The organism is Rhodococcus sp. NJ-530, assembly GCF_003860625.1.
Lineage (GTDB): Bacteria > Actinomycetota > Actinomycetes > Mycobacteriales > Mycobacteriaceae > Rhodococcus_F > Rhodococcus_F qingshengii.
On the sequence record NZ_CP034152.1, the window covers coordinates 388,423 to 414,716 of the forward strand.

26 protein-coding genes, 1 tRNA gene and 1 other RNA gene are annotated in these 26,294 nt (G+C 60.9%); 11 read left to right on the forward strand and 17 right to left on the reverse strand.

The window, feature by feature from the left end:
- Positions 1-74: 74 nt before the first annotated feature.
- Both EHW12_RS01810 and EHW12_RS01815 read right to left on the reverse strand, forming a co-directional pair.
- On the reverse strand, positions 75-1,046 hold the full coding sequence (locus EHW12_RS01810) for an ABC transporter substrate-binding protein (protein WP_007731596.1): 972 nt from the start codon (positions 1,044-1,046) through the stop codon (positions 75-77).
- A gap of 26 nt (positions 1,047-1,072) precedes the next feature.
- Positions 1,073-1,864 (reverse strand): enoyl-CoA hydratase-related protein, encoded by a 792-nt coding sequence (locus EHW12_RS01815; protein WP_020723626.1) that lies wholly within the window; start codon positions 1,862-1,864, stop codon positions 1,073-1,075.
- A 191-nt stretch (positions 1,865-2,055) separates the two neighbouring features.
- Here EHW12_RS01815 and tgt point away from each other — a divergent pair, with 191 nt between their 5' ends.
- A complete protein-coding gene (gene tgt / locus EHW12_RS01820) occupies positions 2,056-3,345 on the forward strand; it encodes a tRNA guanosine(34) transglycosylase Tgt (protein ID WP_125050216.1) in 1,290 nt (429 codons plus the stop codon).
- On the opposite strand, the gene EHW12_RS01825 is transcribed toward tgt, so the two are convergent.
- The 3 genes from EHW12_RS01825 to EHW12_RS01835 form a co-directional block, all read right to left on the reverse strand.
- Positions 3,336-4,070 (reverse strand): queuosine precursor transporter, encoded by a 735-nt coding sequence (locus tag EHW12_RS01825; RefSeq protein ID WP_030535741.1) that lies wholly within the window; start codon positions 4,068-4,070, stop codon positions 3,336-3,338. The two genes, tgt and EHW12_RS01825, sit on opposite strands and share 10 nt — an antisense overlap.
- 117 nt (positions 4,071-4,187) lie before the next feature.
- Complete coding sequence (locus tag EHW12_RS35055) at positions 4,188-5,153, reverse strand: hypothetical protein (protein WP_207624207.1); 966 nt, start codon at positions 5,151-5,153, stop codon at positions 4,188-4,190.
- 8 nt (positions 5,154-5,161) lie between these two features.
- Entirely contained in the window at positions 5,162-5,596 is a 435-nt protein-coding gene (locus EHW12_RS01835; protein WP_080961233.1) for an RDD family protein, read from the reverse strand.
- A gap of 417 nt (positions 5,597-6,013) precedes the next feature.
- Between EHW12_RS01835 and EHW12_RS01845 the strand changes: the two genes are divergently transcribed.
- Positions 6,014-6,667, forward strand: coding sequence for a DUF4190 domain-containing protein (locus EHW12_RS01845; RefSeq protein ID WP_030535740.1), 654 nt, complete (start codon positions 6,014-6,016; stop codon positions 6,665-6,667).
- A 28-nt stretch (positions 6,668-6,695) separates the two neighbouring features.
- Here EHW12_RS01845 and EHW12_RS01850 read toward each other — a convergent pair whose 3' ends face one another.
- From EHW12_RS01850 to EHW12_RS01870, 5 genes are all read right to left on the reverse strand, one after another.
- Positions 6,696-7,436: an EAL domain-containing protein gene (locus EHW12_RS01850; RefSeq protein WP_003943863.1), complete on the reverse strand. Its 741-nt coding sequence runs from the start codon at positions 7,434-7,436 to the stop codon at positions 6,696-6,698.
- A gap of 255 nt (positions 7,437-7,691) precedes the next feature.
- A complete protein-coding gene (gene gluQRS, locus EHW12_RS01855; RefSeq protein WP_042447725.1) occupies positions 7,692-8,588 on the reverse strand; it encodes a tRNA glutamyl-Q(34) synthetase GluQRS in 897 nt (298 codons plus the stop codon).
- A 1-nt stretch (position 8,589) separates the two neighbouring features.
- Positions 8,590-9,198 (reverse strand): TetR/AcrR family transcriptional regulator, encoded by a 609-nt coding sequence (locus tag EHW12_RS01860; protein ID WP_019746515.1) that lies wholly within the window; start codon positions 9,196-9,198, stop codon positions 8,590-8,592.
- Positions 9,199-9,249: 51 nt separating this feature from the next.
- Entirely contained in the window at positions 9,250-9,810 is a 561-nt protein-coding gene (locus EHW12_RS01865) for a TIGR03086 family metal-binding protein (RefSeq protein ID WP_125050217.1), read from the reverse strand.
- 51 nt (positions 9,811-9,861) lie between these two features.
- Positions 9,862-10,929: an Lrp/AsnC family transcriptional regulator gene (locus EHW12_RS01870; RefSeq protein ID WP_064073653.1), complete on the reverse strand. Its 1,068-nt coding sequence runs from the start codon at positions 10,927-10,929 to the stop codon at positions 9,862-9,864.
- A gap of 111 nt (positions 10,930-11,040) precedes the next feature.
- Between EHW12_RS01870 and argE the strand changes: the two genes are divergently transcribed.
- A complete protein-coding gene (argE, locus tag EHW12_RS01875; protein WP_125050218.1) occupies positions 11,041-12,228 on the forward strand; it encodes an acetylornithine deacetylase in 1,188 nt (395 codons plus the stop codon).
- Positions 12,229-12,254: 26 nt separating this feature from the next.
- Complete coding sequence (locus EHW12_RS01880) at positions 12,255-13,544, forward strand: MFS transporter (RefSeq protein WP_125050219.1); 1,290 nt, start codon at positions 12,255-12,257, stop codon at positions 13,542-13,544.
- 22 nt (positions 13,545-13,566) lie between these two features.
- Here the strand turns inward: EHW12_RS01880 and EHW12_RS01885 are convergent, their stop codons facing one another.
- Both EHW12_RS01885 and EHW12_RS01890 read right to left on the reverse strand, forming a co-directional pair.
- Entirely contained in the window at positions 13,567-14,346 is a 780-nt protein-coding gene (locus EHW12_RS01885) for a helix-turn-helix domain-containing protein (RefSeq protein WP_003943809.1), read from the reverse strand.
- 39 nt (positions 14,347-14,385) lie between these two features.
- Entirely contained in the window at positions 14,386-15,057 is a 672-nt protein-coding gene (locus tag EHW12_RS01890) for a response regulator transcription factor (RefSeq protein WP_125050220.1), read from the reverse strand.
- Between the two features lie 234 nt (positions 15,058-15,291).
- On the opposite strand from EHW12_RS01890, the gene EHW12_RS01895 reads away from it, so the two are divergent.
- Positions 15,292-16,299 carry an IS481 family transposase gene (locus EHW12_RS01895; RefSeq protein WP_125050221.1) on the forward strand — a complete coding sequence of 336 codons (1,008 nt, stop codon included), beginning with the start codon at positions 15,292-15,294 and terminating at the stop codon, positions 16,297-16,299.
- A gap of 9 nt (positions 16,300-16,308) precedes the next feature.
- On the forward strand, positions 16,309-16,617 hold the full coding sequence (locus EHW12_RS01900; RefSeq protein WP_007731580.1) for a DUF6191 domain-containing protein: 309 nt from the start codon (positions 16,309-16,311) through the stop codon (positions 16,615-16,617).
- A gap of 61 nt (positions 16,618-16,678) precedes the next feature.
- Here EHW12_RS01900 and EHW12_RS01905 read toward each other — a convergent pair whose 3' ends face one another.
- The 3 genes from EHW12_RS01905 to EHW12_RS01915 form a co-directional block, all read right to left on the reverse strand.
- Positions 16,679-17,497: a pentapeptide repeat-containing protein gene (locus tag EHW12_RS01905; protein ID WP_083059286.1), complete on the reverse strand. Its 819-nt coding sequence runs from the start codon at positions 17,495-17,497 to the stop codon at positions 16,679-16,681.
- 229 nt (positions 17,498-17,726) lie between these two features.
- Positions 17,727-18,818 (reverse strand): Fic family protein, encoded by a 1,092-nt coding sequence (locus tag EHW12_RS01910; protein WP_231914983.1) that lies wholly within the window; start codon positions 18,816-18,818, stop codon positions 17,727-17,729.
- 532 nt (positions 18,819-19,350) lie between these two features.
- Positions 19,351-19,438 (reverse strand) — tRNA-Ser (locus EHW12_RS01915).
- Between the two features lie 136 nt (positions 19,439-19,574).
- Here EHW12_RS01915 and ffs point away from each other — a divergent pair.
- The 4 genes from ffs to EHW12_RS01935 all read left to right on the forward strand — a co-directional run bounded on the left by ffs (position 19,575) and on the right by EHW12_RS01935 (position 23,062).
- An RNA gene (ffs, locus tag EHW12_RS01920) (signal recognition particle sRNA small type) lies at positions 19,575-19,674 on the forward strand.
- A 41-nt stretch (positions 19,675-19,715) separates the two neighbouring features.
- Positions 19,716-21,008, forward strand: a complete 1,293-nt coding sequence (locus EHW12_RS01925; RefSeq protein ID WP_003943985.1) for an aminotransferase class I/II-fold pyridoxal phosphate-dependent enzyme — start codon at positions 19,716-19,718, stop codon at positions 21,006-21,008.
- 98 nt (positions 21,009-21,106) lie between these two features.
- Positions 21,107-22,462 (forward strand): glycosyltransferase 87 family protein, encoded by a 1,356-nt coding sequence (locus EHW12_RS01930; RefSeq protein ID WP_125050222.1) that lies wholly within the window; start codon positions 21,107-21,109, stop codon positions 22,460-22,462.
- An 18-nt stretch (positions 22,463-22,480) separates the two neighbouring features.
- On the forward strand, positions 22,481-23,062 hold the full coding sequence (locus EHW12_RS01935) for an HhH-GPD-type base excision DNA repair protein (RefSeq protein WP_003943868.1): 582 nt from the start codon (positions 22,481-22,483) through the stop codon (positions 23,060-23,062).
- Positions 23,063-23,069: 7 nt separating this feature from the next.
- On the opposite strand, the gene EHW12_RS01940 is transcribed toward EHW12_RS01935, so the two are convergent.
- Entirely contained in the window at positions 23,070-23,978 is a 909-nt protein-coding gene (locus EHW12_RS01940) for a LysR family transcriptional regulator (protein WP_003943906.1), read from the reverse strand.
- 101 nt (positions 23,979-24,079) lie between these two features.
- Between EHW12_RS01940 and EHW12_RS01945 the strand changes: the two genes are divergently transcribed.
- Entirely contained in the window at positions 24,080-25,126 is a 1,047-nt protein-coding gene (locus EHW12_RS01945) for a putative sulfate exporter family transporter (RefSeq protein ID WP_080726573.1), read from the forward strand.
- Here the strand turns inward: EHW12_RS01945 and EHW12_RS01950 are convergent.
- Entirely contained in the window at positions 25,119-26,123 is a 1,005-nt protein-coding gene (locus EHW12_RS01950) for an AraC family transcriptional regulator (RefSeq protein WP_007731570.1), read from the reverse strand. The two genes, EHW12_RS01945 and EHW12_RS01950, sit on opposite strands and share 8 nt — an antisense overlap.
- Positions 26,124-26,294: the final 171 nt, after the last annotated feature.

Consider the following 26,294-nt stretch of genomic DNA (forward strand, 5'->3'; position numbering starts at 1 on the left):
TGTCGAACGTAGTTCTGCGGGCCGGTGGGCGACATGATTTCGGTCTGCCCACCGGACCCGTTCTCACTCTCCGCTCAGGCGGCGTTCTGCTCGAACCATCCCGAGAGGAGGACAGCGGACGGATCGATGTCCGCGGAGATCTTGCCCTGCTCGCGGAAGAATGCAACAAGTTCGTTTGCGCGCTCCACGTCGTCCTCGGTGAATCCGCGTCCACCGAAATCGATTTGGGTCACCCGGTCTGCGGCCTCGGCCGGGTCCATCTGGATAGACGCGGCAATTGCGGTTGCAGCCCGATCCGGATCCGAGTTCACGATTGCCGACGCTTCCGAGATCACCTTGAACACCTTGCCTGCGGTTTCTTCGTTCGCGGACAACCAGTTGTCCGAAGCGATGATCCATTGGGCGTACTTGGCGCCGAAGTCGCCGGTCGTGGCAACAACGCGCCCGCCGGTATTGACACTCTGCGTCACCCAGGGGTCGAAGGACAGGAAGCCGTCGATGTCACCGCGCGCCAGCAAAGCAGGCTGTTCGGGCGGGCTTGTGCTCACGAGTGTGACCGTCGTGGGGTCGATGCCGAGACTGGCCAGGTACTGGTTCGTGAAGTAGAGGCCGATGCCGGGGAAGACGCCCATGGTCTTGATCGACTTCGGCTCGACGCCATTCCTCAGTACAACCTGGAAGTATCGGTCGGATTCCTGAAATACGCCCAGCGCCCGCAGGCTCGGATTGGCGGCCATGACGGACAGTGCCGTCGAGTCGGCATTGCCGGAGAGTTCCGAAGTTCCGGCTACGACGTTCTGGGCGCCTGCTGCCCCGCCTTCGGTCTGGATGACCTGGACGTCGAGGCCGGCGGCCTCGAACATACCCTCGTGGTCGGCGAGGAAAATCGGGGCGTACGACGGGTCTACACCTACCGCGATCCGTACCAGGCCACCACTTTCGGCGGAGTTGTCGGTAGCGGGGCGGGTGCATCCGCTGACGGCGATCGTCAGGGCGGCGAGAGAAGCGACTGCGCCCACCCATTTCTTCTGAAATTTGTTGAGCATGATGGCCTCTCGGTAAATGGGAGCTGTCAGCGTCCCGTGAAGGTGGGGGACCGCTTGTCGAGGAATGACTGAAGTCCCTCAGCAGCGTCGTCCGTCTTGATCAGGTCGAGCACTGCCTCGAATTCGAGATCCAGCGCTTGATCGAGCGGCAACGACATGCCCTCGTCGACAATGCGTTTGATCATTCCGATGGTGGCAGTGGGTTTCGTCGCGAGTTCGCGTGCGAGGTCAGCGCAATGCGCATCGAGGTCGGCGTCCGCAACGACGGTGTCGACCAGGCCGATATCGAGTGCATGCTCGGCGCTGAGGCGCTTGCCTTCGATCATGAGCACTTTGGCTCGGTGAGCCCCGATGAGGCGTGGAAGTCGCTGGCTGCCACCGGCACCCGGAAAAAGCCCAAGTCCGATCTCGGGGAAGCCGATGGTCGCCGACTGCGCCATGATGCGGAAGTCGCAGGCCAACGTCAGTTCTGCTCCGCCGCCGAGTGCGTGCCCGTTGATCTTCGCGACGACAGGTTTGGGAGCCGACTCGAGGATCCGCTGTACGTCGACCCACGGGCGCATCGCGCGCTGAGTTTCTTCCGTCAGCTCGCGCATCACGGTGATGTCCGCACCGGCGACGAAGAACCGTCCAGTGCCCGTCACGACAATGACGCGGACGGTCTGGTCCGACGCGAGTACCGGCAGTATCTCCAGAAGCTCGGCGATCATGCTGGGGTTGAATGCGTTGGCTGGAGGTTTGTCGATAGTCACGGTGGCAATCGAGTCTGTGACGTCGACGGTGACGAAGTTGTAGGTCTGGCCGGTCTGTCTCGTCAAGTGAGCTCCTGTCAGCGGGTTGGCGGGGTAAACCGGTCGAGCCGGGGGATGTGTAGTGGGAAGTATGGTGGGGACCCTCACGCGGCGGTACCGCTCGGGTTCGGTCAGTAGACCAATGCGGATGCTGATCGCGTAGGAACTTTCTTCGCTGTGATCACGGCGATATTTGCTCCTGTGACAGGATTGAGCCCGTGACTTCTGCAGTACCGACACCGCCCGCGCCCTCCGTCGACAAGCGTCCCGAGTCGATTTTCACGATAGGGACCAGGCTCGAGGACCGACTCGGACGAACCGGAACCATCCACACACCGCACGGCGATATCGCGACGCCGTCGTTCGTGGCCGTCGGAACCAAGGCCACGGTCAAGGCCGTGCTGCCCGAGTCCATGAAGGAACTCGGTGCGCAGTCGTTGCTCGCCAATGCGTACCACCTGTACCTGCAGCCGGGCCCCGACATCGTCGACGAGGCCGGCGGGCTGGGCAAGTTCATGAACTGGGACGGGCCCACCTTCACCGACAGCGGTGGCTTCCAAGTCATGTCGCTTGGTGTCGGGTTCAAGAAGGTGCTCGCGATGGAGGCCGTCGGTGTGCAGTCCGACGACGTCATCGCGAAGGGCAAGGAGCGTCTCGCGACAGTCGACGACGAGGGCGTGACGTTCAAATCGCACCTCGACGGCAGTAAGCATCGCTTCACCCCCGAGGTGTCGATGCAGATCCAGCATCAGCTCGGCGCCGACATCATGTTCGCGTTCGACGAGCTCACAACGCTGCTCAACACCCGCGGCTACCAGGAGCGATCGGTCGAGCGCACGCAGGCGTGGGCGATCCGCTGTATCAATGAACACGAGAAGCTCACCGCCGAACGCGCTGACAAGCCCTATCAGGCTCTCTTCGGCGTGATCCAAGGCGCGCAGTACGAAGATCTGCGACGACAAGCCTGCCGCGGACTCGAGTCGATCGAAGGCGAGAACGGATACGGCTTCGACGGCTACGGCATCGGCGGCGCCCTCGAGAAGCAGAACCTCGGAACGATCGTGCGTTGGTGTAACGAGGAACTACCCGAGAACAAGCCGCGTCATATGCTCGGCATCAGTGAACCGGACGACTTCTTCGTCGCAATCGAGAACGGCGCGGACACTTTCGACTGCGTCAACCCGTCGCGTGTTGCTCGCAATGCTGCGATTTACGTCCGCTCCGGCAGGTTCAACATCAACACCAGCCGATTCCGTCGTGACTTCACGCCTATCGACGACGAGTGCGACTGCTACACGTGCGCCAATTACACCCGCGCGTACATCCATCACCTCTTCAAGGCGAAGGAAATGCTCGCGTCGACGCTTTGCACCATCCACAACGAGCGATTCACCGTGAAGTTGGCCGACGACATCCGAGCCAGCATCGAAGGTGGGTATTTCCACGACTTCAAGGCAGACATGCTCGGAAAGTTCTACGCGGCGAAGACGCCTGCACCTCAGGCGTAGGTCGGTTCGCGCTTCTTCACGTATGCGATGACGCGGTAGGTGATCGGCATGACCAGAACCTCGACAAGCGTCTTCCACAGGAAGCCGACCAGCACGTAGTTGATGAAGTCTTCCCATGTGCTGATGCCGATGACACCGGCCGCGATGGAACAGAAGATGAGGGTATCGGCGAATTCGCCGACGACGGTCGAGCCGATCAGTCGCGCCCACAGATGCTTCTCCTGCATGCGCTTTTTCATCATGACCAGAACCAGTGAGTTCAGTAGCTGTCCGACGAGGTAGGCGGCCAAGCCCGCGACCAGTAGCCGGGGAATGACACCGACCACGGTTTCGAGGGCGGCCTGGTTCTCGTAGAACTCTGCCGACGGGAGTTGCACTGCAATCCAGAAGCACGCAGCGGCGAGAATCAGTGCGCCGAAGCCCAGGTAGATCGCGCGTCGGGTCGCTTTGAAGCCGTAGACCTCGCTGAGCACGTCACCGAGGACGTAGGCGAGCGGGAACAAGAAGAATCCACCATCGGTGATGATGGGCAGAATCTGCAAGGGACCGAGCGAGAAGTCGGAATCCGCAAAGAAGGCGACCCCCTTGGTCGCCGCCACGTTCGAGATCAGCAGCGTTGCGGTGAAGAGCGCGACGATCGTCGGGTAATAACCCCGGCTGACGTGCGCAAATTTGGTTTCGTGGGTCGATTCGTCTTGCTGATCCTGAGCTGTCACGTCCGTCATCCAAGCACCACAAGGCGCTCGGATGCGAGTTGGCGACCGTCCAGTTGCGCAGAACACACCGAAGGCCCTGCGGTTTCACGTGGAACCGCAGGGCCTTCGGTGATGCAAACGAACTGATCAGGCAGCTACATGACCGCCGGTCAGCACGCGGTATGCGTAGGTGCTGGCGATCAGTGCGACGGGCGCCGTCACCAGAAGACCGATTCCACACAGCAGCGCGCCGATGATGTTGATACCGATCAGAGCGAGCGCCAGCAGGACCAATGTTCCGACGTTCGACGAGGTCAACGCGTAACTCGATTTGATGCCCGAAATCGCATCCTGATTCTTGTCCACGATGAAGGTCAGCGTGTAGTAGAGCAGGAACGCCGCGATGATGCCCGGAATGATGCAGAGAGCCAAACCGACGTAAGTTGCCACTGCTACCAGGAAACCGCCGAGAACAACTGCGCCGATGTTGGTGAATTGGAAGAAGGTGCCGAAAGCCGGCTTGATTCCATCCAATTCGCTCAACGCTCCACGAAGGAATGCGGCTTGGATGATGTAGCCGACGATAGCGGTGACCAATCCACCCACAATGGACAGCGCGCTGAACTCTGTGTTGGTGTAGTCGAAGCCGTTGAAAGCGCCCTGGATCAGTCCGGCGATCAAGAACGCGATGATCGAGATTCCGATCCAAACCAATGCGTTGTCTTTGAACTTGTTCCAGCCGTAGGTAATTGCCGCACCCACAGAAAGCTGCGGTCCACCGAATCCTGCGCCGTAGTCGTTGGCGGGCGGCGGTGGGAAGTTACCGCCTCCGGGAGGTGGCGGGTATCCACCGGGCGGTGGGTAGTTGCCTCCGGGAGGGGGATAGCTTCCACCCTGCGGAGGCGGCGGATATCCACCTGGCGGCGGGTAATTGCCACCTTGAGGAGGTGGGGGGTATCCACCAGGCGGCGGGTAGCTTCCGCCCTGCGGAGGCCCCGCCGGCGGGGGATAGCTCCCAGGAGGAGGCGTTCCCTGCTGGCCGTAGGGATCCTGGGGCGGGAATTGCTTTCCGTCCTCGGGATTCTGGTTGGGGTCGTGCCCACCGGTTGTCATATGCGCACCTAACCCTTGACTACCTGAGTTCCACCAGCGAGCTCGTCATGCTTGCCCTGCTTGGTGGGGCTGTTGTTGATCGTGACCGCGATGACGATGTAGGCGACCAACGCGAGGATTCCGCCGATGATCGGAATGATCGAGAGCAACGTGAAGGCGTTGCGAATCGCAGACTGCTGGACGGAGGGGCGAGGTGCGCCACCCGGACCGTGTACTGAAAGGCCCAGAATCATCTTTCCCAAAGTCCGACCCTGCGTTACTTCCATTGCGATGAAGTAAGCGAAGGTCAGAATTCCCGAGAACAGTCCCGAGACCAGAATCAAGCTGTCGGAGTCACTGACCAATAGAGCCAGAATCGCGGCGATGACGCCGACGATGATGCCGTCGATGATGCGGGCACCGAGTCGAATCCACAGATCGCCCGGCTGAGCACCCGAAGGCAGCCGGTTTCCTCCGCCGTACGCACCTTGGTCGTTGAACTGCGGAGGCGGCGGGAAGTTTCCGCCCTGGGGCGGCGGCGGGTATCCACCGGGAGGCGGGTAGTTGCCACCCTGAGGGGCGGGAAGTTTCCGCCCTGTGGAGGCGGCGGGTAGCTACCGCCCTGCGGGGGGCCTGCGGGTGGTGGGTAACTTCCGGGAGGAGGTGTTCCCTGCTGGCCATATGGATCCTGGGGTGGGAATTGCTTCCCGCCTTCTGGATTCTGGTTGGGGTCGTACCCACCGGTTGTCATGTGTTCCCCTCAGTCGTAAATATCGCGCTCGAGTGTGACAGTGGATATGACCCTACTGGGATCAAAGAGCGATGTGGATGACATCTGCTCACTTGGATTCGGAGGTCACCTGTGGTTTAGGCTGCGTTGTATGACGAGTTCCGGGGGCAACAACGACGATTCTTCGAGCGATTACCAGGCAAAACCTGGGTACGGAGAATTTCCGAGCCTGCCTCCTGAGGGGTACGGCGTGTCCCCGTCCGAAACGCAGTCTTCACCTGAAGTTCCCGGATATACCACTCCCAACGAGCAGTACCCGGGTTATCCACCGCCGTCGTACAACCCGCCCGGTAATAACCCCCAGCCGGGCGGAATCGGTGAACCGAACCCGTACCTGCCGCCGCAGAATTTCGGACCGCAGAATCAATATCAGCAGAATCAATATCAGCAACCCGGACAATACGGACAGGCTCAATACGGACAGCCTCAGTACGGCCAACCTCCGAACCCGTACGGTCAACCGAATCAATTCGCGGGTGGGTACGCACCGCCGATGCAGCCGGTCGGCACCAATGGTCTCGCAATTGCATCGCTGGTTGTATCGCTTGCGGGTGGTTGCTTCTACAGTCTCGGCGGAATCGTCGGAATCATTCTGGGAATTGTCGCGCTCAATCAGATCAAGCAGACAGGTCAACAGGGGCGCGGGCTTGCGATAGCCGGAATTGCGGTCGGCGCGGCCTTCTTGGCAATTTTTGCCGTGATTCTCGTAGTCGCACTCATAGCGAGTGCATCGTCGTCGTACTGAAGTGCCGTCGTGCTGAAGTGGCGAGCGCTCACACGGGAGTGACGACGGACGACGCAGGAAGTGGCTTGCCGAAGTAATAGCCCTGGCCCATGTCGCAGCCGGCCCGCAAGACGTTGGCTGCGTGTTCCGCGGTTTCGACGCCCTCTGCGATCGAATCAAGCCCTAGCTTCCGAGCGATGTCGGCGATGGACTCCATGACCATGAAGGCGCGGTCTCCAGCACGACCCGCTGCGCTGACGGCCCAGGTCAAGGATTGGTCGATCTTGAGAATGTCGAGCGGCAATTCCGACAATGCGGAGAAGGACGCGAAGCCCGCCCCGAAATCATCCAGCGCGATTCGAATTCCCTCGTTGTGCAAGACATGAAGAGTCTCGGCGGCATGCCGGCCTACGACGCCGAGTTCGGTGACTTCCACGATTATTCTGCTCAGTGGTGTTTGTGAACTGTCGAGCGCTCCGAGGATCTCGTGAGCGGCGTGCGGGGTAGCGAGTTGGCGAGGCGAAAAGTTGACCGCGACCATCATGTGCTCAGGCCACGACGCTGTTTGGGCACAAATCATTTCCAGAGCTTGTAGCCCGATGGGAATGATGAGCCCAGAGGATTCGGCGGAGCGCATGAAATCTTGAGGTTCGATCAACCCTCGCAGCGGATGGCGCCAACGCAAAAGAGCTTCATAGCTGATAATTGCTGACGAGTTCAGATTGACCTGGGGTTGATACAACACCTCGAATTGATGGTCGTCGAGTGCCTCGCGAAGCTCGCGGACCATGCGTATTCCTTTTCGTCCTGAGTCGCCCGTGCCGCACGTGCGTGTCAGCGTGGATGCTGCAAGTGGGTACTGTGGTCGGATTCCAGGTTCAGATCCCGGGCGTGGTTTTGCAGGAACAACTCGCCCTGAATTTCCTTCGCCAGTCTCGACCGTACTTCACTATTCGAGAATTGCCAACGAATAGCTATTGCGGACGGCTTTGTCATATCGGACAATCGTAGTTTTGTTCCGACGAGGCACCGATTGATACGTCACTTACTTCGCCGGGAAAATCCACGGGGTCCGGGGGATCTTGCGAGAGTCGAATCGATCCGCCAATTGGGGTGGTGTGACAACCTCGCCGGGTTCGGCGAGACCGATGCTCGACGCGATCATCGTCAGAACCTGCTCGGTACTGCGTCCGGCCTCGAGTTGATCTGCCAGAGTCACTGCGCCGTCGCGCTTCGCGAGTCGCTTGCCTTCACTGTTCAAGGCAAGAGGAACGTGGGCGTACGACGGTGGTTCGATGTCGAGCAGCTGGGCAAGGTATGCCTGACGTGGAGCCGAGGTCAGGAGGTCGTCGCCGCGAACCACCTGGTCGATGTTCTGTGCACCGTCGTCGACGACAACGGCAAGGTTGTAAGCGGGCACCCCGTCTCCGCGGAGCAGGACGACGTCGTCGACTGGTCCCGTCACCTCGCCGAACAGTTCGTCATGGACGGTGAACGAGTCGATGCCGGCCCGTAGCCTCAGCGCGGGAGATCGGCCACTTGCCGATTTCTCGGCGCGTTCGGCCTCCGAAAGGTTCCGACACGTGCCGGGGTAGGCGCCGTCTGGAGCATGGGGCGCTGACGGTGCCTGCAGGATCTCCTTGCGTGTGCAGAAGCAGGGATAGGTCAGGTCACGCTCGCGCAATTGGTCGATAGCCTTGTGGTACAAGGGAAGACGGTGTGACTGCAATACGACTGGGCCGTCCCACGTGAGGCCGAGCCTGCGCAGATCGTCGAGTTGTCGTTCCATCGCGCCGGGGCGGACACGGTCGAGATCCTCTACCCGAATGAGGAAGTCGCGCCCGCTGGTGCGGGCGAAAAGCCAAGCCAAGAGGGCGGTTCGGAGGTTTCCCAGATGGAGATCGCCAGACGGGCTCGGCGCGAAGCGTCCTGCTCCTTCCACGTCAGCTGGCGAGCCCGACGGAGGCGAGCGGGTTCTCGGCGTCGTGCAGGGTGAGGCGGATCTGGGTTTCCAAAGCGTGATCGAGGTACTGCGGCGGATACATGGCGGGGCTTCCGAGTGCGTCGAGTGCCAATCCATTGACGGTTGAAAGCAGAAGTGCCGCTCTGGTTTCCGCTTCGGGAGTTCCGATGCCGATCAGAACTGTCGAGATGCCGGTGCGGATTGTGAACAGGGTTGTCCGGCGGATTTCGGAGAGTGACTCACTGGTTGCGGCACGCACGGCAAACGCGGCGAGCACATGTGCCTCGCGCGTGCGTTGCTCGTCGAGGGGCAGGAGTTGCGAGAGTGCCTGGAACAGGGCGGTATGCGGGTCTGCGTCGGCGGACGATTCGGCCAGTCGCGTCAACAATCGATCGACGAGTGTTCGCAGTGCGAATGCGAACATCTCGTCCTTGGTCGAGAAATGATGTTGCACTGCGCCGATCGAGACACCCGCCCGTTTTGCGACCTCGCGAACGCTGGCATTTTCCAGTCCGGATTCCGCGGCGACATCGAACAATGCCGCCGCAAGCAGGTCTGGACTCGTGGAGGATTTTCGGCGTTCCGGCATACCGCGACATTACATGCGTATGGAAGTAATGCCCACGTCAGGGGTGCTTTTTCACGCCTTCCGGCCGAGGAAGGCAAGGAGTTTCGTCGCTTTGTCAGCGTTGTCCGGAACCTGCATTTCCGGGCCGCACACACCGCTCATGCGGATCGACTCGCCCAGGCCCGCGGCGATCTCCGACACCCACTCCACGTCCGCGTCTCGCATCGTCGTATCGGTGCCGGTTGCGGCCGCGAGGTCCCAACCGTGGATGACCAGATCGAAACACAAAAACCCTTCGACCGTGGCCCCGAGGTTGGTCCTGCCGAAGTGTCCGTCGTATTCCAGGGTGGACTTTGCCGGATCGTCCAGAATTTCCTGCATCGAATCGCGGACGGCCGCCCAGGCTGCCGACGGGTCGTCGTCGGCCGACGGACCGGGTGCCAATTCCAGGCCGACTACCTTGACCATGTCTCGTTCGCTGTCGAGCACGTGTCTCACCACGTCGCGGGCGGTCCAGCCCTCGCAGGGGGAATCGTCGTCCCAGCGGTCGGCGGGTACGGCGTCGATCCGGGCCGTGAATCCGGCAGCCAGATCCCGATAACGCTGGGCGGGGGAGATCTCTGTTGAAGTCATGACAACAATCCTTCACCGCCACAGCGCATCGTGATTGATTATTTCGGACATTCACTCGATCTCCGGGGCTTCCGCCCAGATGTCCATCGGTACGACCCCGGCACTCTTGCCCTCGTCGTCGAGAAGTCGGCCCACCCTCTTCATCGATCGCAGCACCACTGACCTGTTCAGCACCACCAGGCCCGGTGCCTCTTGTGCGAGTTGTACTTCGGTAATGGGAGTTTCGCGAAGGGAGTGTGCGGCGATCGCGAGCAGTGTGTTGGCGCGTCCACCGGATATCCGCATGCACACCCGCGTTCCCGGCACTCGCTCCACCAGGGCACGAATCGTCGACCGGTCCGTGGGATCGACATATCCCCACACCCAGGTCACGAGGGGCCAGCCGGACAGTGGCAGAGACACGTCGCAGCGGAACACGATCTGGTTGCGCGACGTCAGTTCGGCAAGTCGCCGCCTGACCGTACTTTCGCTGAGGCCGGTACCGACCGTGAGCTCGGCAATCGAGGATCGACCGTCCTCGCCCAGCTTCAATATCAATTGGCGGTCGACCGCGTCGAAGGTCTTCCCGTGATGGCGCTGATCCGTCGGAGCATATTTGTAGCGCACAGGCCGGTCTGTCATCGTCGCTCGCTGCGCGGCATCGAGTACCTGCAATTTCCAGTCGTCTCCGATCGCGAAGACCTCGGTGACGAGGTGTGCACGCGAACTGACGATCCCGGGTACCGACGCGAGCGACCGAAGCAGGAAGCGCGACAGGAAAGCCATGTCTCTGACCTCGACGAGAAGTGTCAAGTCGCCTGGGCCGCTTGTGTGTTCGACGCTCAGTACGTGCGGCCAGCGGGCAAGTCGTTCTGCAATCGTCAACGCGTTCGAAGTCGTGCAGTCGACTTCGACAAAAGCCAGACACGATTCCGGACGGCCATGGCCGGTTGCCCTGGCAGAGACCCAAGCGGTGCCGGAATCCTGTAACCGCTGCCAGCGGCGAGCCACGGTAACCGGATCCACTTTGAGCGCGTCGCCAACCGTGCGCCACGACGCTCGCGGGTCGAGTTGCAGGCAATTGATCAGGGCGAGGTCGACGTCGTCCAGTACGGCGGAATCCTGCGTTTCTTCGATCATGGTGCAAGTATCGTGCATCTTCATTGTGTCTGGGATCACTTCATTCATGCTCGAAGGGCAGAACGCGGTGGCGAGTGCCCACCGCGTTCACGCTGTGAAAGGAGAAACCAGATGTCATCGACCACGTTGCCCGCTGTTCCGACCGAGAGAAGCCTCGAGTGGGTGCAACGCCTCATCGGAATCGATACGACGAGTGCCGTGAGCAATCGACCGTTGATCGATCTCATTGCGGCGGAACTACGTCGCCATGGGGTCGAGCCGGTACTTGTTGCCGATGACGAGGGAACGAAGCTCAACTTGTTGGCAACGTTCACTCCTCCTGACGGAAGTACTGCCGGCGGCGTGATGTTCTCCGGCCATACAGACGTAGTGCCGGTCGACGATCAAGACTGGAGTAGCGAGCCTTTCACGCCCGACGTTCGCGACGGAAGCCTGTACGGACGTGGCACGTGCGACATGAAGTCGTTCATCGGGATCGTCGTCGCTGCGATCCCCGACATCGTTGCTCGGCCGCTGGCGAAGCCGATTCACTTTGCATTCTCCTACGACGAGGAAGTCGGCTGCATCGGTGCGGCCGGGTTGGTCGAGGAGGTTGTTTCCCGGAACCTGCGCCCTGATGTGTGCGTCGTCGGAGAGCCGTCGGAGATGCGGGTCATTCGCGCACACAAGTCGATGAACGTCATACGTGTTGATCTGCATGGTGTTTCGGCGCACTCGTCGCTTACTCCGCAAGGAGTCAACGCGATCGAATACGGCGCGGAGTTGATTCGATTCGTCAGAAGCGCGGCCGACGAGCTCCGTGCGTCCGGCCCGTACGACGACGCATTCGACGTGGCCTGGACGACGTGTTCGGTCAATCTCGTATCCGGCGGGATCGCAGTGAACACTGTCCCCGAGGATTGCTCCATCACTTTCGAATTCAGGAGCATCAGCTCAGCTGGCGCCGCAGATTTGCTCGAACGCTTTGCCGCCGAGGCGAATCGGATCGAAAACCTGATGCAGGAAGAAAACCCGTCAGCCTCCGTGACGATGCACGTGTCGGCCTCGGTTCCTCCCCTGGAGACGGATGCGAATGCTTCGGCGGCCGCACTGGTCGAACAATGGGGTGGTCGGGCCTCGGACGAAAAGGTCGCGTACGCCACCGAGGCCGGGATGTTCGCGACTATCGGTATCCCCACTGTCGTGTGTGGGCCGGGAAGCATCACTCAGGCGCATGCACCTGACGAGTACGTGACACTTGACCAATTGGCACAGTGCGAGCAGTTCGTTCGGAACGTCATCGCTCACGCCCGCGCCTGACCCACCCTGACCCCCTAAGGAAAACCATGTCCACGGCAACTACGCCAACCTCCGGAACAGTCACCCCGGAACGCCTGGCCGCTGCTCGCAAGGCGGTGATCAGCAGTTCGCTCGGCGCTGCGCTCGAATGGTTCGACGTCATCGTCTACGCATCATTCGCAGTGGTGATCGCCCATAATTTCTTTCCCGGCGGCGACAACACGCTCGGTTTGATACTGACGTTCGCGACGTTTGCGATCTCGTACGTCATCCGGCCGCTTGGCGGGATGGTTCTCGGTAGCTACGCCGATCGTCGCGGGCGCAAGAACGCCTTGACGTTGACGATGATGCTGATGATGATCGGCACGCTCATCATGGCCGTGGCGCCGACGACCTCGATGATCGGACCGTGGGCCGGCGTCGTCATCCTTGTTTCGCGTCTCATTCAAGGATTCTCCGCCGGCGGTGAATTCGGTACTGCTACAACCTTCCTCGTGGAGACTGAGCCACACAAGAAGGCGTTCTACTCTTCCTGGCAAGTTGCCAGCCAGGGTGCCTCGGTTTTCCTGGCATCGCTGTTCGGATACGTGCTCAACACCCACCTTTCGCATGAAGCGCTCTACTCGTGGGGCTGGCGCGTTCCGTTCTTCTTCGGCATCATCGTCGGGCCGGTCGGACTCTACATCCGTGCCAAGCTTGACGAAACGGACGATTTCAAGACGAGCGTCCCGGAAAGGGCTCCGCTGAAGACGACGCTGACCAGGCATCTCGGCCGGGTGCTGACTGGTGCCGCAGTAGTGGGCGTCGCGACTATCTCGATCTACCTCATCTTGTACATGCCGACGTTTGCCGTGAAGAACCTCGGAGTTTCCGCCTCGGCCGGCTATCTCGGCGGCATCGTCGCCGGACTGGTCACCTTGATCACCGTGCCGTTGATCGGGCATCTTGCAGACCGGGTCGGACCGGCGAGAGTTATGACCTGGGCCGCCGTTGCGGCAATCGTCTTGGCCTGGCCGCTCTTCAAATTGATGGTCGATCACCCGTCGACTCTGACCCTCGTCCTGGTTGTTTCGGTCCTGGGTGTCATCATGGCGTTTGCCTTCGGTCCCTTGCCCGCCCTGATGAGTTCGCTGTTCCCGGCAGAGATCCGGGCTACCGGAATGTCATTGTCGTACAACCTCGGAGTGACTTTGCTCGGCGGAATCGCGCCGTTGGTCTTGACCTGGTTGATCAGTACAACAGGCTCGCTCGACGCCCCGAGTTACTACTACATGACCGTCGCAGTTCTTTCCCTCGGTGGGCTGTGGTCGGCAAGGACGCTTTTCAGGCAGAAGTGACGGCGGGGGAGCGCGGTCGGGATTACGCGACCGCGTCTCCCTCTGCTAGCGCGACGACGGTATCCGACCCGTGCCAGTCGGGGGCTTGGGTGCGGAGTAGAGCCGCCGGGGTCAGCGACGAGATTCGGCGGCATTCACGGGTCAAGTGGGCCTGATCGCTGAATCCGCAGTGCGCTGCGGATTCAGCGAGTCCCAGCGCGGGTCGACTGCGAGCGAGCGCCATGAAGCGCTGGAGGCGCAGGATCGAGCGCAGCGTTGCCGGGCCGTATCCGAAGGCGTCGTTGCATCGACGTTGGAGTTGGCGCGAAGTCAGTGCCGCCGCGTCGGCGAGAGAGCTGACATTCCACGAATGTTCGGACAGTGCGGTGCGAACGTGGTTGATCACCGGATCGTGACGGAAACTCGAACTTACCCAACTCCGAACAGCGCTTTCGAGGATGGAGACCTGTTCGTGGTCTTCGGAATTTTCCAAGCGGTTCAACAGTATTCGTTCCGTGCGTGCGTCGGTTACATCGCTGAGATCGGCGCGAGAATCCCGAAGCTCGGACGCCGAGGTTCGCAACATCGGCGATGCCGATCCAGGGCGGAATCGAACACCCACGGAGCGTGTTCCGGGCGGAAGAGTGAATGACCATGCAGCGGTTTCGGGGCCACAGACGCGTATGCCGACGCCGCGTATCCACAGCACGTCCATGCAAGCATCGGGCACGAGGAGGTGTTCTCCTTCTGCGCACGCCGTCCAGCCACACACCAGGATGTCGGAGAGATCCGGGGCGACCGATTGTGGTGTGTACCAACCCATGACAAGAGCTTATCGAGCGGCACCGACACGAAGGCGACTTCAGTCGACCGGGCCGAAGCGGTATCCGAATCCCCTGATGGTTTTGATGTACTTCGGTTTCGCGGGATCGGATTCGAGTTTGGACCGCAGGCTGAGAATGGTTGCGTCGACTACACGCGTTCTTTCGTGGTCGGAACCCCACACGTTTCGGATCAGGTGATCACGTGAGTACACGCGCCCAGGCTCGGTCGACAGCTCCAGGAGTACCCGCCATTCGGTCCGACTGAGGACCAGCAGCTTTCCGCCCATCGTCGCCGTCATCGCACGTCGATCGAGGAGCAGGTCACCGTGACGTTGGTGTTTGCCGGGGGCGGGATGTGCGGTTTCACGAAGGATTTCGGTGACCCGAAGATCGAGCGCGTGAGAATCGATCGGGTTCAGCACAAAGTCCGAGACAGCGCGATGTGGTGCTTCGTCGATGTCCTCGTAGGTATCCACCAGCATCATGATCGGCATCGAACTGCGCAAGCGGATCTGCCGTGCGATCTCGTAGCCGTCGATGTCCGGCAGAAGGAGATCGATCACGGCGATATCGAAACTGTCGGTGTCCAGGTCGTCGAGTAGTCGACGCCCGGTGCGGACGAGCTGTATCTGGTGCCCGAAATGTATTAATTCGGTACCAAGCGTCTGGACAAGCTCCGAACGATCGGTAGCTGCAAGTATCAAGCTCACGTGAAATCCTCCCCCCGAAGGTGTTACTAGTCGTAACAGCTTGCATTGTGGCAGATCATCGACCGCGGGACCAGACATAGGGCGGCCGATCGGAAGTCGAGGGGACCGGGGGCGTTCGTCGCTAGATGTTGTGGGTATGGACGTTGCTGACGCTGGATTGAAGTAGACGGGCTGGCCCTTCGCGGCAGGATGGAAGTTGCGAAACAGACCATCAACAGCAAAGGGACCAGCCCTGTGACACACCGTAATGCTCCGCTGACTGTGGAGGGAAGACGACGACTCATCGAGCGGTGCCGCACTCGTCCGATCGCCCACGTCGCCGCCGAAATGGGCATCTCCCGACAATGCGCCTCCACGTGGGTCAACCGGTACCGCAAATACGGTGAACTGGGATTACAAGACAGATCCAGCGCACCGAACCATCAACCCACCGCCACCGCCGCAGAGATCGTGGCCGAGATCGAAGCGATGCGCCGGACCCGGAAATGGTCGGCCGCGCGCATCACGTTCGAACTCCGAATGGACGGAACGGTCATCGCTCGCCGGACGGTCACGAAACTCCTGCGGGATCTTGGTCTCAATCGCCGCCGGTTCATCGACCCGAACGGCGAAACGAACCGCAAACCCCAGGTCATCGCCGCGAAACGGCCTGGTCAGATGGTGCACGTCGACGTGAAGAAGGTCGGCCGCATCCCTGACGGCGGAGGTTGGCGCGTCCACGGGCGAGGTTCCGAGCAGGCCAAACGATCACAACGTCGGAAAACGAAGAACAAGCAGGGCCGCGTCGGCTACACCTATTTGCATTCCGCGATCGATGGCAACACCCGTTTGGCGTACACCGAGGCCAGAGACAACGAAACTGCCGCGACAGCCATCGATTTCATGAACAACGCCCGACTCTTCTTCGCGGCGCACGGCATCACCCGGATCGAGCGCGTGATCACCGACAACGGATCATGCTATCGGGCAGCAGATTTCACTGCTTCACTGCGGGAAGCGCGGCACTACCGGATCAAGCCGTACACGCCGAAACACAATGGGAAAGTGGAGCGCTACAACCGCATCCTCGCCGAAGAACTGCTGTACTCCCGCGAATACATCAGCGAAGCCGAGCGGCGCACTGCCGTCGAGGTGTGGAACATTCACTATAATTATCACCGACCGCATTCAGCACGCGGAGGACGACCGCCTGCCGCTTACCGCCGGCACCGCGTAACTAACGTCCGTGCCTCATACAGCTAGACTTCTTTCATGGGCACTCTGTTCGCGTTGACGCTGCCAGGCTTGCTCGTGCTGCTGGTCCTGTTCGCTTTCGCCGAGACTCTCTGGAACCGGCTCACCGGCGGCCGGGCACTGCCGTGGACTCGGGGACGTACGACTCGTCCGGTCTCGGCCGCGGGCTTCGAAGAGGTTGCTGCCCTGTTTCAGGGGTCCAAGCATCATGAATTCGAACAGCGTCAGAGCGCATTGATGCATCGTGAGGACGGAACGGACGGTGACCCGCCGTGGGTGTCTGTCGATCCGGAAGCTAACAAGGTCGTTCTCCGTCGACGGAGTTGACAGTCGTCAACAGTCGACGGAGTTGACAGTCGCCGACAGTCGACGGAGTTGACAGTCGGGTTCAGGCCCAGTGGCCGGGGCGGGTCAGTGAATCGGGCAGCGTGGTAGCCGAATCGCCGATCGCCCCGTTGATCTGGAACTGAGTGAGAAAGATACTGCCGCGGAGTTTTGTGCCGCGAATGTCGGTGCCGCGTAAGTCTGCACCGATCAGATCGGCTCGATCGAGTTCGCAGTCGCGGAGGTCTGCACCGATCAGGTAACTCCCGCGAAAGTTGGCCCCACGTAGATCGGAACCACGAAATTTGGCGCCGATGAGGTCTGCGCCGCGGTGGTCGAGTTTTCGACCCTTCTTGGTTGAGATCGGTGAGCGCACAAGGTTACTCGTCTGCAAGAGCAGTGTGTTGACTGCCGCTCGGTGTGCTGAGACGTCGACGGCTCGAATCTGCGAAGGTGTGCCGTTGGTCAGGCTTTCCGTCTCCGCGAGTGCAGCGTCGAGTTCCTTTCGTATCGAGTGGGTTTGCTTCAGCGAGCGGGCTTCGGCGAGATACCAGAGCAGTTCGTGCAACTGGCGTATGACAGGGAAGGTTTCGAACATGTCCGACGCGGTCTCCGGGGCATCACGCCAGCTGACGCCGTCGTAGGTCTGCTGTGAAACCTTCTGTCCCGCACCGAAACAGTCGTAGACGGTGCAACCGGTGAAGCCCTTCTTTCGCAATCCGGTGTGAATGCCGCAACGGAAATCCTGCTGCAGGTTCTTGCAGGGGTCGCCGGCATTCTTGTTGGTCGCGAAGTCGGAGGACTTGGAAAAGGGGAGTGCGACGCAGCACAGACCGAAGCAACTGCTGCAATCTGCGAGCAGATTGGTCTGGCCGGCAATCACGCGTACTCCCGATGGTTGGGTTGGACGGAAAGTCTGTCCTCGGGTTTGTGAGTCTGTCAAACGAAATTGCGTGGTTCGGCAGCAAGAAGTCCAGCGGTTCCGAGGTCGTATCCCGCGCAAATTGCGGGGTACCAATCCGGCAGACGTGATTCTGGACCACGCTCGTGAAGTAGGTCGAAAATCGGGTGGACGGCCCAGCTCGCCTAGCCCATCTGCGACCTGGCGAAAATCACTCCCCATCCAGATCGAGGAGCGATACCCCCCGTGCCGTGAGCCGGAAGCGCAGCGGTCTCTTCGTAACCGTCTCAATGATCCCGGCATCGTCCAGGCGCTGAAGTCGCGGGCGGGCGAACTGGCTGGATCGACCCACCACCTCGACCAGGGTGTTCAACTTGATGGCGCGGTTCGCCTCGAAGCAGTGGGTCTGACCCAGGGTGAACAGGACTGCGCCGATGTGGTTGCTATCAACCGGCGGCGTCGACTCGCGATCGAGTCCCAAGTTCAGCGGAAATTCCTCATCCTCCACCAGAACGCGGATACGCGCCTCGAGTGTGTCGATCTTATGCCGCCTCTCGGAGAGGTCGAGCAGCAGTCGATGTTGCGCCTCGGCGATGATCTCCAGCATATCGATCAGGTAGGGCGTCAGATCTCCGCGGTTCAATGGATTCTCCGCGTCAGAGAATGCTTTGTAGTAACGATCCTTGTTGTCGGCGACGGTCGCCGACAATGCCAGGCTCGCATACGGAGCCAACACCTGTCGAAGGTCCAGCGCGAGAAGGTAGCGTCCGGTTCGGCCGTTGCCGTCGTAGAACGGGTGCGTGTACTCGAAGATGAAGTGCGCGACCACTGCCCTGATCAGTCGTGGAATCGAGTCGTCGCCCCCCTGGCTCAGCATGAGGGTCAGCGCGTCGTCGATCGCTGACTCGGGTACCACACCGGTGTGCACGACCTTGATTCCTGACGTGATCGATACTGGCCCTTGCCGGAACCGCTTCCCATCGGGGGCGTCCTCGTCGCGAATCTCGCCCCGAGTTACCGCGTCGTAGACGTCTCGGATGTCGTCGAGCGTCTGCGGACTCTCGGCCTGGTCGTTGCCGATATTGAGATAGAGCCGCGCCATCTCGGCGAACCGCTTGTTCGCGAGGGGTTGCTCCGCCCACACCATCTCGATTGCCTCGCTGATCTCCTTCCGGGTTGAGCGGACCTGTTCGATCTCGTTCGTTGCCTGGATCTCGTCGATCACCATGCGATGCAGGTAGTGGGTGCGCGCGAGGGCCGGCAGCCCGTTCCACTCAGCCCGGATCTTCGGCTCGAAGCTCATGATCCGTTCGATCAGCGCTGCGACTTCGGGTGTCATCAGTGCGAACGTCGAGTGTTCGCCGATCAGTAGGTCCCAGTGGACGGCGGCGGGAGAATCGCGTCGCGCTCGCTCCTCAGCATCGGCACCAGCACGATCTCGTTGGTGAAAGATCGATTTCAACGTCCTGTACGCCATCTGGTCTCTCCCTGTATCCACGCTATATTGCCGCCTTGCTTTCCATGCCTATCTTATCCAGAATGGGATCTGGATAAATAAGACTTGCGGCGCGGGTGTCATTTCATGACCAACGCGGGCTGCAGGAGCAGATGTGGCCATAGCTTCCCGAATCGGGTTCGGGCCATCGGCGGGCCACTCGAAATCACGCAGCAGCATTCCGATTCGGCGCGCTGCGGGATCGAAACCACCACGAGTCGGCAGACCGTCTGAGCTCGCAGAACATCGAGCTGAACCGAGACCCTGTTGCATTACTCGTTGCATGAGGACAGAAAAGAACCCCTGTGAACCGCTTCTCAGCAGTTCACAGGGGTTCCTTTGGCGGAGGATAGGGGATTTGAACCCCTGAGGGCGTTAACCCAACCCGCGTTCCAGGCGAGCGCCATAGGCCACTAGGCGAATCCTCCGTGGAGCAGCATACCCAATTGCGGGCGCGAAGCGTTAAACGGGTACCTGACCTGCGAAGAACCGGTGGAACTCGAGGTTTGCATCTCGGCCCCGGTAGGTGGTGTGCAGCGGCCGGAGAAAGCCGTCTACACTGTTCATTGGATCCCGCGCGGCGCGCATCCTGTGAACTCCCCCAGGGCCGGAAGGCAGCAAGGGTCAACGGGCTCTGCCGGGTGCGCGGGGTCCTCTATTTTTTCACATACCCGACCCCGCCTCGTCGGTGAAAGGCCGCTCCGGATGCCTATCCAAACCCAGATCGGGTTGATGAGCCATGAAGAACTCACCTCCGAGCATGAGAGCCAGAGCGCGAAGTACACGCAGCTCCAGGCGCAGAAGCTCGCACTCGATCTGACCCGCGGTAAGCCTTCCCCGGAACAACTCGACCTTTCCGCAGAGCTGCTGACGCTGCCCGGCGACGGTGATTTCCGTGACGGAAGCGGCACCGACTGCCGTAACTACGGCGGACTCACCGGTCTGCCGGAACTGCGCGCCATCTTCGGCGAGCTGCTGGGTATCCCCGTTGCGAACCTTCTCGCCGGAAACAACGCGAGCCTCGAGATCATGCACGACAACGTCGTGTTCTCACTGCTTCATGGCACACCGGATTCGGCCCGGCCGTGGGCACAGGAAGAGAAGATCAAGTTTCTCTGCCCGGCACCGGGCTACGACCGCCACTTCGCGATCACCGAGTCCCTCGGCATCGAGATGATCGCGGTGCCGATGAACCACGACGGCCCGGATGTCGTCAAGATCGCCGAACTTGTTGCGTCAGATCCGCAGATCAAGGGCATGTGGGCGGTTCCGGTTTACGCGAACCCCACCGGTGCCGTGTACTCCGAAGAAATTGTCCGTACGCTCGCGTCGATGCCGACGGCCGCGCCCGACTTCCGCCTGTACTGGGACAACGCGTACGCCGTACATCCGCTTGTCGGCGAGACTGCGCCTTCCTACGACATTCTCTCGATGGCAGCGGAGGCCGGACACCCCAACCGTCCGCTCGTGTTCGCGTCGACGTCCAAGATCACTTTCGCCGGCGCTGGTGTGAGCTTCTTCGGTAGCTCGGCGGAAAACCTTGCCTGGTACCAGAAGTTCCTGGGCAAGAAGAGCATCGGACCGGACAAGGTCAATCAGCTTCGCCACCTGCGTTTCTTCGGCAATGCCGACGGCGTTCGTGCGCACATGGAGAAGCATCGCGCGTTCCTCGCGCCCAAGTTCGAGCTCGTACTGCGGATCCTCGAGGATCGTCTCGGTGCATCGAAGGTCGCGTCTTGGACCGAGCCGAAGGGCGGATACTTCATCAGCCTCGACGTGGTCGACGGCACGGCCAAGCGGGTCATCGAACTGGCGAAGAACGCGGGTATCGCGCTCACCGCTGCCGGGTCGGCTTTCCCGTACAGCACGGATCCGGATGACCGGAACATCCGGTTGGCCCCGAGCTTCCCGTCCAAGGCTGAACTCGAAGTTGCCATGGACGGCGTGGCTACGTGTGTTCTGCTCGCAGCTACCGAATCGCGTCTCTCCGAGATCTGAGTTCTCGAAGCGGCGTGCCCGGTCGGTACTTTTCGGTCTTGTCTTGTACCGTTCGGAGCATCAATTCCCGACATAGGGTGTGAATCCCGGAGGTTGTAGTGACGGGCGCGATCAACGCTTCGGATGGGCCTTCTTTCGAGGCGCACACCGCGAAATCAGAGTCGGTCATCGAAGCTGACATACCGCGACGCACCCTCCGTGTCGGTGTTCTCGGATTCTCTGTACTCGGTGTTCTGGCAGTCGCGTCCGTGCTGATGGTTCTTTTCGCCGTGCCGATGAATACGCGGTACTGGGGGATCTTCGAAAATTTCCTCGATCTCGACGTCTACCGCCACGGCGGCAGCGTTGTGGTTCAGGGCCTTCCGTTGTACGACGGGCCAGTCCTGGACGGAATGATGTTCACGTACACCCCGTTTGCGGCTTTGCTGTTCACGGTGTGGGCGGTGCTCTCGTTCAAACAGGCGATTGTTGTGTGGACGGGTTTGAACATCGCTGCGTTGTTCGCAGTGATCGTGTTGTGCTGGAAGTACCTCGGTTATCGGCTCGACGTGAAGGCGTACGCCGTGAGTGCGTTGGCGACGACGATCTTTCTGTTCATGGAACCGATACGTACGACGCTCTGGCTCGGGCAGATCAACATCTTCCTGCTGCTCTTGATCGTATGGGACCTCGGTCGGGACGAGAAGAGTCGGCTCCGAGGAATCGGGGCAGGCATCGCCGCCGGCGTGAAGCTCACTCCGGCCTTCTTCTGGGCGTACCTCTTCATCACTCGTCAATGGCGTGCGTTGGTGACGGCCGTCGTGACGTTCGCTGCGACCGTTGCGATCGGCTTCGTCGTGATCTACAACGATGCGTACAAGTACTGGACCGGCACTCTTGTCGACAGCGAACGCGTCGGACCGACGGATGCTCCGAGCAACCAGTCCGTGTCCGGTCTGATCGCTCAGCTCACTCACACTCCGACGCCGTCGCGGGTCCTGGTTCTAGTCTTCAGTGCGCTGGCGGTATGCCTCGGACTCGGTGCCGCGTGGATTGCTCACCGGCACGGCCAGAAATTGCTCGGCCTCACCATGACGGGGTTGACTGCGACCACTGTCTCGCCGTTCTCGTGGGGCCATCACTGGGTGTGGTTCGTCCCGCTGGTCGTCCTCGCCGCGCACTACGCGATGGTGTCGAAGAAGCGCTGGGCGTGGGTGGCGCCGTTCGTTTTCCTGCTCCCGGTCTTGAACTGGTCTCACACCTGGTGGGACCCGTCGGTCATTCCGGGTACGGATCGCTTCATCGGAATGGGCCTGTTCATGTTCGTGCCGCCCGAGTATCTGCGGATTCCGACCGTCGGCGTCTACCTCTGGGTCTTCACGCTTGCCGCGGTCTCGACGGTGGTTCTGTTCGGCTGGAAGAAGTGGAAGATTCCGGCCCCGGATGCGTCGGCGCCGGTCACAACTGCCGCCTGACGTGGCAGTATCGGACTCATGGCACTTCAACTGAACCTTGTCGGTGACCCCGAAGCTGATGCTCTCCTCGCCGAGGACCCGTTGGCGTTGTTGATCGGAATGCTTCTCGATCAACAGGTTCCGATGGAAACGGCCTTCCTCGGTCCGAAGAAGCTGGCGGATCGGCTCAGCGGTATCGACGTCAGGCGTATCGCCGACATGGACACCGACGAGTTCATCGCCGTCTGTGCCGAGCCTCCGGCTGTGCACCGATTCCCCAAGTCGATGGGCGAGCGTATCCAGCTCATGTGCCAGTTCATCGTCGAGAACTACGACGGCGACACCGCGGCGATCTGGACTTCGGGAAATCCCGACGGCAAGGAAGTGCTGAAGCGGCTCAAAGCCCTACCCGGTTACGGGGATCAGAAAGCCCGGATCTTCCTGGCGTTGCTCGGAAAACAGATCGGCGTCGAGCCGAAAGGTTGGCGCCAAGCGGCCGGCGACTACGGGCTCGAAGGTTCGAGGCGCTCGATTGCAGACGTGGTCGACGAACAGTCTTTGCTCGAGGTCCGCGAGTTCAAGAAGGCCGCAAAGGCAGCAGCGAAGGCCGACAAGAAGTAAGCCGCTTTCAGGATTTCCGGGACCCGCTCGCACGCACTACTTTCATCAGGTCTCCTGCGGGACCCTCGAGCTGACGCGGGGGACGCCACACTGCGCGCAGGGATCGGTCGAGTTCCAAGCCTTCGACGGCTACGACCCGAAGTTCTCCCTGCTTCACCTGGTCCTCGACGGCCAGCGTGCTCAGTACCGCCGGGCCGACGCCACCGAGCACGCTGGTTCGAATCGCGGCCGAACTACCCAGTTCCAACAACGGTGCACCGCGCTCGTATTCGTGTAACGCCAGGTCGAGAGTCGTTCTGGTTCCCGATCCGGGCTCGCGCACCAGCAGCGGCGTCGCTGCCAGTTCGGCGACGGTCAGCGGCTTTCGTCGACGCGCCCATGGATGATCCGGATGAACGACCACGACCAGCGAGTCACGCGCGACGGTGACGCTGGACAGGCTCTTCGGAACGGTCGGTGACTCGACGAATCCGAGGTCGCACATTCCCACCTCGACAGCCTCGAGGACGCGGGTCGAGTTGTAGACCTGAAGGTGGACGGTGACACCAGGATGTAGTGACCGAAAGATACCGAGCCAGGCCGGAATCAGATGTTCGGCGACGGTCATGCTGGCACACACGGTCAATTCCGCGGATCGTTCGGTCCGCATCCCTTCGGCGACGTCGAGAAGCTGCCTCGAGTTGGCGAGGACGCGGCGCGCCCAGTGGACGATGACGGTCCCCTGCGGAGTCAAAGTCGCCCCCGTCGACCTTCGGTGTATGAGTGGCATCCCGAGCTGCCGCTCGAGGGCTTTGACGGCGCGGCTGGCATTCGGCTGCGCAATGTTTGCTGAACGGCTTGCCGCACTGAGACTTCCGTGATCATCGATGCCGATGAGTAGCTCGAGAGTGGTGAGGTCGGGCCACCGTCTGGTCATGCAAACAGGCTATACCGAACTTCCCGTTCATATCGATTTGATATGCCGTGATGGTAGAAATCGCCCTACCGGAGCGATGGTGGCTCAAGGACGCTGGATGAGTGAACCGTGATGTGAAGTCCGTGGCCGAGAAACCCGCAGTCGCCCCTTCGTCAGAAGTACGACGGTGGTCCAGTGTGGCTGCATTGGTGCCCGGAGTTGCGTTGTGCGCCTTGGGGGCCACGGTCGCGCTGATAGCCGGTCAGTTCACCTCCGCCGTGAGTCCGTTGCTGATTGCGATCGTGGCGGGTGCGGTGTTGGCGAATACCGTCTCTTTGCCGGCGAAATTCCAACCTGGCCTGGCATTCTCGGCGAAACGGCTACTTCGGGTGGGTATCGCTCTGCTCGGGCTGCAATTGATGTTCTCCGACATCGTCGGTTTGGGCTGGGGAGTGATCGCCGTTGTGGTGGCGATTGTATTCCTCGGTATCGCCGGGACCATGTATGCCGGAAAACTTCTCGGATTGAGTTGGTCGCAGAGAATTCTGATTGCCTGCGGCTTCTCGATCTGTGGCGCTGCCGCCGTGGCTGCTGCGGACGGTGTGGTGAATGCGCGAGAGGAAGAGTTGCTCACCGCTGTTGCGTTGGTGGTGATCTTCGGAACTCTGATGATTCCGACAATCCCACTGTTGGCCAACGCTTTCGGTATGAACGAGGTCGGTGCAGGCATGTGGGCCGGTGGGTCGATCCACGAAGTGGCGCAAGTGGTGGCTGCCGGCAGCGCTCTCGGCGCCACCGCGTTGGGTGTCGCGACCGTGGTGAAACTTGCGCGCGTGTTGATGTTGGCGCCGGTCATGGCGTTTCTGAGTATCCGGCAACGCAGGATGGTCGACAGCACTGCCGCCAAGCGTCCCCCGCTGATTCCGTTGTTCGTCGTGGCATTCATCGGCTGCATGGGCTTGCGCTCCACGGGCATCTTGCCGGATGAGCTTCTGGGGCTGGCGAAGACGGTGCAGACGGCGCTGTTGGCGGCCGCGATGTTCGCACTCGGGCTGGGGGTGCGGTTGAGCGTCATTCGTGGAGTTGGCGCCCGGCCATTCGTGCTGGCCGCGATTTCCACTGTGTGGGTGGCAACGATCGCCTACGTCGGAGTCGTGCTGGTCAGCTGATCGAGCGCTGAGTCCGCCACGCGCTCGGGCTCATCGAGAACTGAGTGCGAAACCAGCGCGAGAAACTACCCTGCGTCGAAAACCCGAGGTGCACAGCCACTTCGGTCAACGAATAGCGAGGGTTGGAGACAAATCGTTCCGCGAGGGAGCTTCGAACCGAATTGAGAACGGCCGTGAACGTATCTCCGGATTCGGCGAGATGACGGTGCAGTGTCCGCCGGTCGAATCCGAGACTGCGTGCCACCTGCTCGACAGAGCAGCGGCCGGTCGGAAGCAGAACTTCGATCAATTCCTTGGTGCGGCTGAGGGTATCGGAGGTTTCCGAGGCGGGAAGCGAGTCGAGGAACTGGCGAGCGTACGGCCGGAGTAACTCGTCGGAAAGTTGGTTAGCCGCATCCAGGTCGGCGGCGAAGAAAACGATACCGGTGAACTCGTGATCGAATTCCACCGTCTCGCCGAGGATTCGCCGATGCGTGCTCGTGTCTTTCGGGGCATTGTGAGTGAATCCCACGCTGACCGGTTGCCATCGAGAACCCAGGAAACTCCGCAGGATCTGCAGTGTCGCGCCGACTGCGAGTTCGACGCTCTGTCTGGTGTCGACCGGTTCGCCGACCTCGAGCGAGATTCGCAGGGTGGCGAGTCCGTTGACCTCGTTCAATCGAATGCGTAATGACTCGTTGTACGTGTGCTCGTATCGCATCAATACGTCGAGCGCGCTCCTGACGTCTGGTTCTTCCCTGATGACCAAGCTGAGGGGACCGAGATTGGACAGTCGACGCAGGCCGGCGAGTAGAAGCCCGAAGTCTTCGTGTCCGGACTCCGCTGCCGATCGCTCCAGGAGCGATGCGATGGAGGCGGCCGGTACCCATTGGTCGGGGTTCGCCAGGCTTGCCGGGCTCAGGCCGACACTTCTCATGAGGGCCACAGCGTCCACGTCCACTGTTCGGCACAGGTCGACGTATCGGTTCAGTGACGCGTAGCGGGCGAGTGGCTTCATAGGGCCCCCTTTACTCGATGTCCCGAAATGTTGTGTTGTGTGTCTCGTCAAGTTAAGCATGTGAGCCGGATCTCACATAGTTTTGTTCACATCAGTTCGGCACGACCACGAAGCCGAGCACCGACTTCTGGAAGTTGTTGCGTACGAATACAGCTCGACCGTAATCGAGTC